Genomic DNA, 12,248 nt, shown 5'->3' with positions numbered 1-12,248 from the left:
GAAGGGTTACTGGGTAGGGAAGACGAGGGTACCGGCGGGCCGTTAATAATGACGGACGATGCGGGCAACCGTCAGTGATGACGCCGGAGCGCAAACGCTGACGATGACACTGAATGACAATGCCCCGAAAGCGTTTACCTACCAGAAAATTGAAAGCCTTATGACACAGCGTTGTGGCGGTTTTTGAAAGCGACGGAACCCGCGCGTTTCCCTGGTCAGCTTAGCGCTGCAATTGCTTTCGGGTTTGCTCAATCAGTGCGGAAAAATTCGGCTTGGCGATGATCGCCAGTATCAAGCTGAAGATGCCGTTCAAAATGGCAAGGTGCGCATCCGCTTGCATCAGGCAGAAGGCAATCACGATCATGGCAACCGCATCGAGAAGCCCCAGCAGTATGAACATGCTGGTCTGAACCTTGATGACGGCCTCCTCATCAGCGTTGGCCGGTGTGGTGCCTTGCAAGGGGCGCTGCACGATGGCTGTCGGTGCCATCAGCAGATTGCGCAGCGGTCTTGCCACCACCAGCATCAGTGCCATGGCACCAAGCGCGCCCATGCGCAGGGTGTCCTCGGGTAGCAAATCCATGGGTGCCTGATATTGGCCGAACCAGATCATCAGAGCGATGGCGATACCGATCATCATGGGAGCGGCGAGCACGGTGAACCAGAGCAGGTTGAGGCGTGGCACCGCCTGATGCGAAGTAGCGGACATGATGTCTCCTTATTGTTGTTATTAATCCTTGGGCTTCCGAGCCTTTTTCCGGCCCTGTAGGAGCTATGCTCGCATGGCGAATTCGGCCCTGGGGATGTTCGCCATGCGAGCATAGCTCCTACAATTGGGTCTCAATCCCGGAAGTTATTGAACTGCAGCGGTGTTTCAATGCTTGATTCGCGCAGCAGTGCCATCACGGCTTGCAGGTCATCACGCTTCTTGCCGTTCACGCGTACCTGGTCGCCTTGAATGGAAGCCTGCACCTTGAGTTTGCTGTCCTTGATCATCTTGACGATCTGCTTGCCGAGGGGCTGCTCAATGCCCTGACGGAAGGTCAGCGTCAGCGAGAAGGTTTTTCCACTGTGTTCAGGCTTTTCCGGGCGGTCGGCGCCGGCGACGCTGATGCCCTGTTTCACTGCCGCCTTGGCAAACAACTCTTCCAGTTGCTGTACCTGAAAGTCCGACTGGGTCTTCAAGGTCACATCCAGACCATTCTGCTCAATGCTGGCCTCGACGCCGCGAAAGTCAAAACGGTTGGCGAGTTCGCGGTTGGCGTTATCCACCGCGTGGCGCAGGGCCACTTCATCAATTTCAGAGACGATATCGAAAGAGGGCATGGTAAGTCCGCAAGCATATTCCGTTGTAAGAAGGTTGCGATTATAGTCTTTTTGGTCTGTGGGTGCCCGTCAGGGTATCGACGGGCTTCATCGTTCAGGAAGAACGGCAAAAAAACACCATAAAGATCGCGAGGGAACGCAATGAGTCAAGCCAATGCAATCGTCGTACTGTGCCCGAAACGCCCGGATTTGGCCGGCCAGCCTTTGCTGGGGCATGTGGGGTGGGGGTTTGAGCTGCCGGATGGGCAGTGGATGGTGGGAGCCGTTGAAGGTGACGGCTGGGCCAACGGCAATGGAATGAACGGCTTCTGGTCACGCAAGGTGCCAGGAGAAAAGCAGGCCACCCAGGTGTTTGCCAATATGGTGCATTACGGGGCTGAGTATAATTATTTCAAATATCTGACCATGACCAGTCAGGTATGGCCCGATCCTGATGCAGCATTGCGTGTCATGGCCTGGGTCAGCGCCCAGCCGTACCAGTTGTTCGGTCGCAACTGCATGAATTCCACCTACGATATTCTGCGTGCCTTCTCCCGTGGTGGGCATTTCAACGGCAAGATCCTGCCCAGCCCCGATTTCAACTGGATTCCCAATGGCTGGTTCAATGCCATTCAGGTGCCGCAGAGTGATTATCACCATCTCCCGCCCGCTTCGCAGCCGGTACAGGCGTTTGCGGCAGCCGAGGCCGATCTGCAGGAAGCGGCGCAATGCCCCGACTGGCGCAAGCCGGAGTCAGAGGACTATTTGCCGCTAGGAGAGGCGCCAGAGGAGCCCGTACCGGCGGTAGAGGTAGTTCCGCCGACGGATTAATCGGGAGTGAGGCGTCCGGCAAATTGGTACGCTTGCTTTATATGCAATAAATGCCTCACTGGTTAGAGTGTGAGCGCACACCGGAGTGTGCGAACTCAACCCTGCCAGGAGGCAAACATGTCACTAAAGGAACGGTTGTCTGCGGACAACCTGCTGGATTCTCTCCCGGTTTCCCGGGATCTTCTCACTCGCCTGGGCGTGCTCGGCGCCCAGGTTTCCCGCAAAATCGCCATCGATCAGGTCAGCGTGCAAGACGGCACGCTCAACAATCTGCGCGTGGAAAAGGTCACCCTGGGCAGTGCCAGCATCGGCAATCTGCACGTGGAAAATACCCAGGCTTCCGTGGATAGCGCCAAAGCGGTGCTCAATCAGGTGCGTACCATCGTCGAGCTGGGCTTTCGGCTGAACTGGAAAATTGACCTGGGCTGGCTCGGCAGCTGGGATGGCAGCGAGGATATGGGCAGCCTGGATATCCCGGTGGATCTGGGCACCATCACGGTGCCGGATCTGGGCAATATCGACCTGCAGATTCCGGCCATTGATATTCCCGGCCTGGTGGCGCAGATGAAGCCCATCGATCAGCTCAACCTGGGAAACCTGGATCTGTCCGGCATTCGCCTGGATAAGCTGGGCCTGCCCAGCGCCGGCTTGTCCGTGTCCGGTATGGGCATCGGTGAGCTGTCGCTCAGTTCCCTGTCGGTGCCGGGTGCCAACGGCGAAGCCCTGCGTGTGAATCGGGCGGCGCCTACCGAACAGCTGGTCCTGCCCGGTGCCAGCCTGGAAAACATCAGCATCCCGTCTGTGACGATGCCGGCGGCTACCAGCCAGGCGTTCAATGTGGACGCCACTGCTTCGGATAAATCCCTGGGCGTGGATCTGGGCATCCTCAAGGTGAGCATTGCGGTCACCCCCACGGTACACCTGAACGTGGGCAGCATGACGCTCAGTGATGCCAAGCTCGGTGCCACCTTGGGCAAGGTGTCGCTCAACGATATCAGCCTGCCGGTGGCCCTGGAAGGCATCAGCGGCGGCGAACTGGGGCTGAATAGCATCAGCGTCAATAAACTCACATTCTGAACAGGGAGGTTGTCATGACATTGAGCCACAAGGAATTCGAGAAACGTTGGGAACAGGCCCACCGCAAACAGCACATCACCCAGAAGAAGTCGTCCATTGCGCCGCTGGTGCATCTGTCGGTACTGACGATACTGGATAACTACATGCACCAGCTGCACAAGGCGGTGGATGGCCATGCGCTCAGCAAGGAAGAGTGCGACGCGGTCTGTGAAAAAATCGCCGAGCTGAAACCGCTGGCGAAAAAGGCGGATGCCAAGGCGGCGAAATACCTGAAGGTCTGACCCGCGGTTTATTTGTTACCGTTGTTCCTGCCGTCACCGGGCCTGCGTACTTTGCAGCCCGGTGACAACCCGGTAGGGTCGAAAGAACGCTGTCTTGTTCAGGGGGATTTCGATCATGCCGTTCCAGCCCGATGTACACCTCAACCTGAATGTCCGAGGCATGGGGGTGTCTGCCACCCTGGCCATCAACGAGCGCAGCAATGCCCTGCGTCAGCAGGGGCGGCAGGTCTACAAGCTGGGGCTGGGTCAGTCACCGTTTCCAGTGCCGCCCTCGGTGGTGGAGGCGTTGCGTGAGTTTGCCGGCGAGAAGGATTATCTGCCGGTCAAAGGATTGCCGGCACTACAGGACGCCATTGCCAGCCATCTGGATCGCGAGCACGATGTAGCCTTCCGGGGCGAAGACATCATGATCGGGCCGGGCTCCAAGGAGCTCATGTTCATCCTGCAGCTGGTCTACTACGGCGACCTGGTGATTCCCACACCGAGCTGGGTGTCCTATGCACCCCAGGCCAGCATCATTGGTCGTCGAGTGCACTGGCTGCCCACCCATCGACACAATAACTGGAAGCTCAGTGCCAAGAGCCTGGATGCCCTGTGTCAGCGTGATCCGGGTCGGCCCCGGCTGGTGATCCTCAACTACCCAGCCAATCCCCATGGTTATACCTTTACCGACGACGAGTTGCGTGACATCGCCGAGGTGGCGCGCTACCACCGGTTGATTCTGCTCAGTGACGAAATCTATGGCCGCACCCGCTACGACGGGCAACACCGCTCCATTGCCCGCTATTATCCGGAAGGCACTATCATTAGCGATGGCCTGAGCAAGTGGTGTGGTGCTGGCGGTTGGCGGTTGGGTGCCTTTGCCTTTCCACCCAATCTCTCCTGGCTGCGCGATGCCATGGCCACCGTGGCCAGTGAAACTTATACCTCGGTGGCGGCGCCGATTCAGCATGCGGCAGTGCGAGCCTTTCAGGGTGGCGCGGACATTGACGACTATCTGTTTCAGTCCCGGCGTATTCTCAAAGGGCTGGCACGTTATCAGGTGGAGGCCTATCAGCAGGCCGGGCTGGATCTTGCCATGCCAGATGGTGCTTTTTACCTGTTTCCGGATTTCAGTCCCCTGGCAGAACGATTGCACCAGCGGGAGATTCATGACAGCACGGCCCTGTGTGAAACCCTGCTGGAAGATACCGGCGTTGCTACCCTGCCCGGGGAGGCCTTCGGGCGCCCGGCCGGGGAGCTGACCTTGCGTCAGGCGTTTGTGGATTTTGAAGGCCAGGCGGCGTTGGCGGGGGCGGCAACGGTGCCGGCGGAGCAATCACTCGGTGATGAGTTCCTGCGGCAGTATTGCGGCAACTGCACCACCGCCATGGACCGCATCGTGGACTGGCTGGCATAGCGTTTTTTCTTTCCGTTGGAGCTATGCTTGCATGGCGAACTCGTTTGCGCTGATCGCCTTCGGCGGTTCGCCATGCATGCATGGCTCCTACAAAAACCATCCGGTATATACGGCAGCGGGACATGTATGTCGCGTTTTTTTAAGTGACAGAAAAAATAGCGGTTTTCGCCACTTTCTGATTGTTTTGGTCAGGCTGATTGCCTGCTTTGTGTAGAGCCTTGGCGCTCCCCATGGAACACTCGTTTTCCCAACCCTTGCGGTTAAGCGAATAACGAGGAGGCGAGTCATGGGTGCGGTATTGGATAGTGAAAACCTGAAGCAGTCACAAAGCTGGGCCGGAGAGGCGGTGGAGCTGCAGCGGCGGTTTTTCGAAACCGGCGCCACCCGCAGCTATGACTTCCGGCTACGGCAGCTCACGAAACTGAAAGACGCCATCGTCCAGTATCAGGAAGAGATTCAGGATGCGCTCAAGGCAGATATTGGCCGCCCGCCATTCGAGGCCTATATCGAGATCAGCACGGCCATCGAGGATCTCAAGCACACCCTGAAACATCTAAAAAGCTGGATGAAGCCGAAAAAAGTCGGTACCTCAATGTGGGCCCAGCCCGGCCGTAGTCGCATCGAGTCCACACCGCAGGGTGTGACCTTTTTGCTCGGCCCGTACAACTATCCTTTCCTGCTGCTGGTTCAGCCTTTGATCGGTTCCATCGCCGCCGGTAACACGGCCATTCTCAAGCCGTCTTCACTGAACCCCACCGTGGCGAATGTGATCGAGAAAATGATGAAGGAATGTTTCAGCGATGAATACGTGGCGGTATTCAAGGGCAGCACGGAAGTGACCAATGCGCTGCTTGAAGAACGCTTCGATCATATCTTCTTTACCGGCAGCCCCCGTGTCGGTCGTATCGTGATGGCGGCCGCTGCGAAACATCTTACCAAGGTGACCCTGGAACTGGGCGGCAAGAGCCCCACCATCGTACACAGGGACGCCAACCTGAAAGTGGCGGCCCGGCGGATTCTGTCCGGCAAGATGCTCAACGTGGGGCAGACCTGTATCGCACCGGATCACGTTCATGTGCATGCAGATATCAGCGATGCTTTTGCAAAGGAAATGGTGGAGACACTGCGCGAGTTTTACGGTGATGAGCCGAGCCAGAACCCGGATCTGGGGCGCATGATCAACGATCGGCATTTCGAACGGGTGGCGGCACTGATCGACAAGACCAAGGTGCTGGTGGGTGGCCAGACCGATGCGGGCCAGCGTTACATCGCGCCGACCCTTCTGAAAAATATCTCCATGGATGATGCGATCATGCAGGAGGAGATCTTCGGCCCGGTGTTACCCATGCTGACCTACTCTACCCTGGAAGAGCTGATCGTCAACCTGAAGAAACTGCCAGAACATCCCCTGGCGTTGTATTTGTTTACCGCCAGCGATCAGGTGGAGCGCCAGGTGCTCGATAACACCCAGTTCGGTGGCGGCTGTATCAACAACACGGTCATGCATGTGGCCAACCCCAACCTCCCTTTCGGCGGCGTGGGTGAAAGCGGCATGGGGGCCTATCACGGCAAGAATTCGTTCGATGCCTTCTCCCACAAGCGCAGCATCCTCAAGGCCACCACCTTGTTCGATATCAAGTTCCGCTACGCCCCTTACAAGGACAAGGTGAACATGCTCAAGAAGATGATCAAGTAACGGCTAGCCTTTACAGCACTGAGCCTTGGGCGGACGGCACCATGGCGCTCGGCTTAGCGAGCGCCAAAACCACCCCAGGAAAACGGAATCTGGTAGCGGGTCATCAGCCCGCCCACGGTGATCAGCACCCGCACCATGGCCACGAAGGAATCCGGCATCACCAGCCGCAGGCGGCGGAATTCATCCAGCAGGGTGCGCAGGTTATCCGCCAGGGTGGCATCGGTATCCTGGCGGGCGGAGACCAGTGCTGCCGACAGTTTTTCCAGTCGCTCCTCTGTGAGCCCGCCAAAACCGGCGGCTTCGAACAGGGGTAGCAGCGGCCCGTCGCCCATGCCGAGCAAGCGCATCAACAATGCGGTGTAGTGTTGGCGGTCCTCGGCGGCCACATATTCCACGGCACCAAAATCCAGTACCGCCAGATCGCCGTCCGGGGTAACGATAAAGTTGCCCGGGTGTGGGTCCGCATGGAACAGACCGAACTCCAGTACCTGCTGCATCATGCTGGCCTGTAAACGCTCCAGCAGCGGTCTGGCCTGCTCTTCGTCCTCGCGTAACAGTGTGGAAAGACTCTTCCCCTCGATCCACTCCGTCACCAGCATCTGCGCACTGCTGAGGGTCGGATAGACTCGCGGTACCTTGATGCCCGGCAGATGTGGAAGTTCGCTGAAATCCCGCATGTGGGTCATTTCCAGGCGGAAATCCAGCTCCCGTTCGGTGGTGGTGATTAGCTGGTTGATGATCTGCTCAACATCCACTTCGCGCAGCAGCGGTTTCAGCGCCTTGGCCAACAACCGAAGCGCGGCAGCATCTTCGGAGAACTCCTGGCTGACCCGGGGTTGCTGCAGTTTGACGGCCACTTCAGCGCCGGATTTCAGGGTGGCGTTATGCACCTGCGCGATGGAGGCAGCGGCCATGGGGATGATATTGAAGGCGCTGAAGGAGTCCGCCCAGTCATGGCCAAGCTGGGCTTTCAGCCAGGGCTGAATGTCATCGAAATGAGCTTTCGGCGCATTCTCCCGGAGGTGAGCAAAGGCGTCGATATAGGGCGCCGGCAACAGGTCCGGGCGGCAACTGAGGAACTGGGCAAACTTGATCCAGGCGCCGCCGTTGTCGCGAAACAGGGTAGCCAGGCTGGTCGCGACATCTTCATGAAGGGGCTGCAGCGCCTGCTCGTCGCCACTGCCGAGCACCTTACGGTGTTTCCACACCACTTTCTGCAGGCTGGCGGCAGTGGCCAGTACCCGCTTGTAGCGGCCACGGGCGTTCCACAGCATGCGCGTGGTTTCACCAAGGGTCTGTGGCTGGTCGGGCGTGCTCGATTCCATGGGGATCCCTGTGCCAATACGATATTGGCAGCATAGCAAAGGTGCTCTGACTATGTGCGAAATCAGGGAAGGCAGAAAAGATGGGCCCCGTCCTGATTGCTGGAGGGGCCCATACCGCTGCTAGAAAGCAGCGAGGAGAGGTTTAGAACTTGTAAGCGGCACCAAGCTCAAGAGTTTGCCGGACGACTTCAATTGACGCGTCAGCCCCGAAACTTGAACCGCTCTGGGCGGGAATAGCAGTGAAGTCGAAATCACCATAATCGGCATAGCGGTACTCTGCTCTAAGCACCAGGTTATCTGACAGGAAATGTTCCGCCCCGATACCCAGCGCCCAGCCGCTCATGCGCTCGTCATCACTGAAACGCTGGAGCCCGTCAGCCGGGTTGCAGACGTTGGTGTCGGCGGGGCAGGTGCTTGTCGTTTCGACTTCAAGCTGGGATACGCCAAGGCTGCTGTACACCATGGTGTTGTCATGCAGCATGTACCCGCCGCGAACGCTAAGGCCCAGCGCCAGGTCGTCAGTCTCGACTTCAGAAAAACTGGTCGGGTTGGAGTTGGGATCGCCCAGCCCGGGGATACGATTGCGGATCTCGTCGCTGGCATCACTCTTCACTGCTGAGAATTCAGCGCCCAGCACCCACTTTCCCTGTCCAACGACCCAGTTATAACCGGTAAAAAGGCCATAGCTGGCATCAGAGTCATCCAGGGATTCGGTGGTATCGGAAAACGGCGCGATGGGATTGCCGTTGGGCTCGAGGGTTCGATCGGTTTTCCAGTCCATATCCGTGGTCTGGTAACCGAGTGTTGCGCCAGCGTAAAAACCGCCAGGGCCGGTCTCAGCCAGGGCAGGTGTTGACAGGGCGGCAATTGAAAGCGCACCGGTCATGGCATGCAGGTGTTGTTTTTTCATTGGTTCCTTTCCCCTTTTTTTGTAGTCCAGCTGTCATTTTAATCTATATGTCACTCTTTGTATAAGTTTTGAATGGCGCATCTAATGCGGGGCGTTAGTCAGGGAAAGCCTGTATTGACGCACTTACGGCCGTTTTTAATAAAAACTATCACCCCATTTGGCAAACTAAACTGGCCAATCCGGCATCAAAAGGACTACAACAGAGTAACAAATACGCCGAACCCACCTACGAGGAAGGAGAGCGCTATGACAGAGAGTAAATGTCCGATTAATCACGCAGCAGGTGGGGGGACGACCAACCAGGATTGGTGGCCCAACCAGCTGCGTCTGGACCTTCTCAATCAGCATTCTTCCAAGTCCAACCCCATGGATGAGGATTTCGATTACGCCAACGCCTTCAGCAGCCTGGATCTTGGTGCAGTGAAAAAAGATCTGGATGCGCTCATGACAGATTCCCAAGACTGGTGGCCGGCAGATTTCGGTCATTATGGTGGCCTGTTTATCCGCATGGCCTGGCACAGTGCCGGTACCTACCGCATCGGCGATGGCCGGGGCGGCGGCGGCCGGGGTCAGCAGCGTTTTGCACCGCTGAACAGCTGGCCGGATAACGTGAACCTGGACAAGGCTCGCCGGCTGCTGTGGCCGATCAAGCAGAAGTACGGCAGCAAAATTTCCTGGGCGGACCTGATGATTCTTGCCGGTAACGTGGCCCTGGAATCCATGGGCTTCAAGACCTTTGGTTTTGCCGGCGGCAGGGAAGATACCTGGGAGCCGGACAACGACGTCTACTGGGGGGCCGAGCAGGGCTGGCTGGATGGCGATAAGCGCTATTCCGGCAAGCGCGACCTGGAAAACCCGCTGGCCGCGGTACAGATGGGCCTGATTTACGTGAACCCGGAAGGCCCGGATGGCAACCCGGACCCGAAGGCCGCGGCGCATGACATCCGCGAAACCTTTGCCCGCATGGCCATGGATGACGAAGAAACCGTGGCGCTGATCGCCGGTGGCCACACCTTTGGTAAGGCTCATGGTGCCGGCGACCCGGAAAAAATCGGCCCCGACCCGGAAGCCGCGAGCCTGGCGGAACAGGGCATGGGCTGGCACAACCCGGTGGGTACCGGCAAGGGCGACGACACCATGGGCGGTGGCCCGGAAGTGACCTGGAGCCAGACGCCTACCCAGTGGAGCAACTACTTCTTCGAAAACCTGTTTGGCTATGAGTGGGAGCTGACCACCAGCCCGGCGGGTGCCAAGCAGTGGGTAGCCAAGGACGCAGATGAGGTTATTCCTTACGCCCAGGACAAGAGCAAAAAGCACAAGCCGATGATGCTGACTACGGACTTGTCGCTGCGTTTTGATCCGGACTACGAAAAGATTTCCCGGCGCTTTTATGAGAACCCGGAGGAATTCGCCGACGTGTTTGCCCGTGCCTGGTTCAAACTGACCCACCGTGACATGGGCCCCCGTGATCGCTACCTGGGTCCGGAAGTGCCCAAGGAAGAGTTGATCTGGCAGGACCCGGTGCCGCCAGTGGATCATGAGCTGGTCAACGACCAGGACATTGCTGCTCTCAAAAGCAAGATCCTGGATTCCGGCCTGTCCGTGGCTGAGCTGGTTTCCACCGCCTGGGCGTCTGCCTCCACCTTCCGGGGTGGCGACAAGCGTGGCGGCGCCAACGGTGCCCGTCTTCGTCTGGCCCCGCAGAAGGACTGGGAGGTAAACCAGCCACAGCAGCTGGCCAAGGTGCTGAAGACCCTGGAAGGCATCCAGAGCGACTTTAATAGCGGCGCCAAGAAAGTGTCGCTGGCGGACCTGATCGTGCTGGCCGGCGGTGTCGGTATCGAAAAGGCGGCCAAGGATGCCGGGCATAGCATCACCGTGCCGTTCTCGCCGGGTCGTACCGATGCCACCGAAGCGCAGACCGACGTGGCCTCCTTCGAGCCCATGGAGCCTGCGGCAGATGGTTTCCGCAACTACCAGAAGGGCAAGTTCAGCATCGGTGCGGAGCATCTGCTGGTGGACCGGGCGCAACTGCTCACCCTCACCGCGCCGGAAATGACGGCACTGGTGGGCGGCCTGCGCGTACTGGGCGCCAACCAGGGCGGCAGCCAGCACGGTGTGTTCACCGACAAGCCGGGCACCCTGAGCAACGACTTCTTCGTCAACCTGTTGGACATGGGCACGGAATGGAAAGCCACTTCCAGTGATGAAGAGGCGTTCGAAGGCCGTGATCGTGACAGTGGCCAGGTGAAGTGGACCGGTACCCGGGTGGACCTGGTGTTTGGTTCCAACTCGGTGCTGCGCGCCCTGGCGGAGGTTTATGCCTGTGCCGATGGTCAGGAGAAACTGGTTAACGATTTCGTGGCCGCCTGGACCAAGGTGATGGAGCTGGATCGGTTCGATCTGAAAAAGTAATCCGTCGCTGTCAGTAAAAACGGTGCGCTGGAAACGGCGCACCGTTTTTTTATGTCTGCTTGTCAGGAGGGTCGGGCCCTCCGTCCAGCGGTTGCATAAAAATCGTCCCAGACTCCCTTGTGCGCCTCGGACAGGAACAACAGGATATAATCTAGAACGTGCTGTTTCGGCTGTGTCTGCGTACGGGGTTTGTGGGAGCGAAGCGCAGCGTAGTAACGCCCGCAGGGCGGCCCCGAAGGGGTGAGCGGAGCGAATAACCGATGCTTGCATCGCGAAGATGTTGGCAGTGCAGTGCCTATTCACGATGCAAGCATCGTTTCCCACAAGACCAGGATCTGCCCATTCACAATCACTGTCGTTGGGAGTCGCCATGCCATCCCTGAGCTGGCTACAGAAATATCGCCCCCACAAGTTACCTTTCCGGCGCCATGTCACCCGGGCGTCGGTGGCGCTGATTTATCGTGGGCCCCGTGAGCGGGATGGTGAACTGTTGTTTATTCAGCGGGCCCGCCGCGATGGCGACCCCTGGTCCGGGGACATGGCCTTTCCTGGCGGGCGTCTGGAAACCAGCGATACCTCCAGTCGTCACACTGCCATGCGCGAAACCCTGGAAGAAACCGGGCTGGATCTGTTTCGTCAGGGGGAGTACCAGGCGCGGCTATCAGATCTGCTCACCCGCCATCACAGTCGCTGGAGCCCCATGGTGGTGACGCCCCACGTGTTCGCCTGGCGGGGTGATAACGCCATGTCGCTGAATCACGAAGCACAAAGAGGCATCTGGATTCCGCTGGACTATCTGGGTAACCCGGCACACCGTTCCACGCTGCAGATCCGCACGCCTGTGGGCAAAATGACCTTTCCCTGTTGCCGTTATCAGGGCTACTGCATCTGGGGGTTGAGCTACAGCATGCTGCAGGAGTTTCTGAGAAAACGCGGGGCGGGATAACAAAAAAACGGCGGCGCTGCTGCGCCGCCGTTTTGTTCAGGTTGCCGGCCCGGCCTTGTGGGC

General features: G+C 58.4%; 11 protein-coding genes. 7 read left to right on the top strand and 4 right to left on the bottom strand.

Annotation, left to right across the window (positions count from 1 at the left end):
- Positions 1-220 precede the first annotated feature (220 nt).
- Both ACMG4N_RS01975 and ACMG4N_RS01970 read right to left on the bottom strand, forming a co-directional pair.
- On the bottom strand, positions 221-709 hold the full coding sequence (locus ACMG4N_RS01975) for a hypothetical protein (RefSeq protein WP_297765353.1): 489 nt from the start codon (positions 707-709) through the stop codon (positions 221-223).
- A 131-nt stretch (positions 710-840) separates the two neighbouring features.
- Positions 841-1,326: a YajQ family cyclic di-GMP-binding protein gene (locus ACMG4N_RS01970; protein ID WP_272961937.1), complete on the bottom strand. Its 486-nt coding sequence runs from the start codon at positions 1,324-1,326 to the stop codon at positions 841-843.
- Between the two features lie 141 nt (positions 1,327-1,467).
- Between ACMG4N_RS01970 and ACMG4N_RS01965 the strand changes: the two genes are divergently transcribed.
- The 5 genes from ACMG4N_RS01965 to ACMG4N_RS01945 all read left to right on the top strand — a co-directional run bounded on the left by ACMG4N_RS01965 (position 1,468) and on the right by ACMG4N_RS01945 (position 6,589).
- On the top strand, positions 1,468-2,136 hold the full coding sequence (locus ACMG4N_RS01965; protein WP_297765362.1) for a hypothetical protein: 669 nt from the start codon (positions 1,468-1,470) through the stop codon (positions 2,134-2,136).
- Between the two features lie 117 nt (positions 2,137-2,253).
- On the top strand, positions 2,254-3,213 hold the full coding sequence (locus tag ACMG4N_RS01960) for a hypothetical protein (RefSeq protein WP_297765365.1): 960 nt from the start codon (positions 2,254-2,256) through the stop codon (positions 3,211-3,213).
- Positions 3,214-3,227: 14 nt separating this feature from the next.
- Positions 3,228-3,494 (top strand): hypothetical protein, encoded by a 267-nt coding sequence (locus ACMG4N_RS01955; protein ID WP_035245957.1) that lies wholly within the window; start codon positions 3,228-3,230, stop codon positions 3,492-3,494.
- A 115-nt stretch (positions 3,495-3,609) separates the two neighbouring features.
- Positions 3,610-4,893, top strand: a complete 1,284-nt coding sequence (locus ACMG4N_RS01950) for a pyridoxal phosphate-dependent aminotransferase (protein ID WP_297765370.1) — start codon at positions 3,610-3,612, stop codon at positions 4,891-4,893.
- 286 nt (positions 4,894-5,179) lie between these two features.
- A complete protein-coding gene (locus ACMG4N_RS01945; RefSeq protein ID WP_297765373.1) occupies positions 5,180-6,589 on the top strand; it encodes an aldehyde dehydrogenase in 1,410 nt (469 codons plus the stop codon).
- A gap of 53 nt (positions 6,590-6,642) precedes the next feature.
- Here the strand turns inward: ACMG4N_RS01945 and ACMG4N_RS01940 are convergent, their stop codons facing one another.
- Both ACMG4N_RS01940 and ACMG4N_RS01935 read right to left on the bottom strand, forming a co-directional pair.
- Positions 6,643-7,914, bottom strand: a complete 1,272-nt coding sequence (locus ACMG4N_RS01940; protein ID WP_297765376.1) for an ABC1 kinase family protein — start codon at positions 7,912-7,914, stop codon at positions 6,643-6,645.
- A gap of 142 nt (positions 7,915-8,056) precedes the next feature.
- Positions 8,057-8,824, bottom strand: coding sequence for an outer membrane protein (locus ACMG4N_RS01935; RefSeq protein WP_414432739.1), 768 nt, complete (start codon positions 8,822-8,824; stop codon positions 8,057-8,059).
- Positions 8,825-9,070: 246 nt separating this feature from the next.
- Here ACMG4N_RS01935 and katG point away from each other — a divergent pair, with 246 nt between their 5' ends.
- The gene (gene katG / locus ACMG4N_RS01930; RefSeq protein WP_414432738.1) at positions 9,071-11,239 is read left to right on the top strand and encodes a catalase/peroxidase HPI; all 2,169 of its coding nucleotides are present in this window, start codon (positions 9,071-9,073) and stop codon (positions 11,237-11,239) included.
- A 370-nt stretch (positions 11,240-11,609) separates the two neighbouring features.
- Entirely contained in the window at positions 11,610-12,185 is a 576-nt protein-coding gene (locus ACMG4N_RS01925; protein WP_414432736.1) for an NUDIX hydrolase, read from the top strand.
- Positions 12,186-12,248 lie beyond the last annotated feature (63 nt).

Source organism: Alcanivorax sp. IL2 (genome assembly GCF_047495475.1).
GTDB lineage: Bacteria > Pseudomonadota > Gammaproteobacteria > Pseudomonadales > Alcanivoracaceae > Alcanivorax.
Note: the sequence above shows the minus strand (reverse complement) of the source record. Positions and strands in the feature narration are given on the sequence as shown.

Excerpts from the sequence above, each read along its gene's own strand:
- ACMG4N_RS01975 (WP_297765353.1), bottom strand. The coding sequence starts at position 709 with ATGTCCGCTACTTCGCATCAGGCGGTGCCACGCCTCAACCTGCTCTGG.
- ACMG4N_RS01970 (WP_272961937.1), bottom strand. The coding sequence starts at position 1,326 with ATGCCCTCTTTCGATATCGTCTCTGAAATTGATGAAGTGGCCCTGCGC.
- ACMG4N_RS01965 (WP_297765362.1), top strand. The coding sequence starts at position 1,468 with ATGAGTCAAGCCAATGCAATCGTCGTACTGTGCCCGAAACGCCCGGAT.
- ACMG4N_RS01960 (WP_297765365.1), top strand. The coding sequence starts at position 2,254 with ATGTCACTAAAGGAACGGTTGTCTGCGGACAACCTGCTGGATTCTCTC.
- ACMG4N_RS01955 (WP_035245957.1), top strand. The coding sequence starts at position 3,228 with ATGACATTGAGCCACAAGGAATTCGAGAAACGTTGGGAACAGGCCCAC.
- ACMG4N_RS01950 (WP_297765370.1), top strand. The coding sequence starts at position 3,610 with ATGCCGTTCCAGCCCGATGTACACCTCAACCTGAATGTCCGAGGCATG.
- ACMG4N_RS01945 (WP_297765373.1), top strand. The coding sequence starts at position 5,180 with ATGGGTGCGGTATTGGATAGTGAAAACCTGAAGCAGTCACAAAGCTGG.
- ACMG4N_RS01940 (WP_297765376.1), bottom strand. The coding sequence starts at position 7,914 with ATGGAATCGAGCACGCCCGACCAGCCACAGACCCTTGGTGAAACCACG.
- ACMG4N_RS01935 (WP_414432739.1), bottom strand. The coding sequence starts at position 8,824 with ATGAAAAAACAACACCTGCATGCCATGACCGGTGCGCTTTCAATTGCC.
- katG (WP_414432738.1), top strand. The coding sequence starts at position 9,071 with ATGACAGAGAGTAAATGTCCGATTAATCACGCAGCAGGTGGGGGGACG.
- ACMG4N_RS01925 (WP_414432736.1), top strand. The coding sequence starts at position 11,610 with ATGCCATCCCTGAGCTGGCTACAGAAATATCGCCCCCACAAGTTACCT.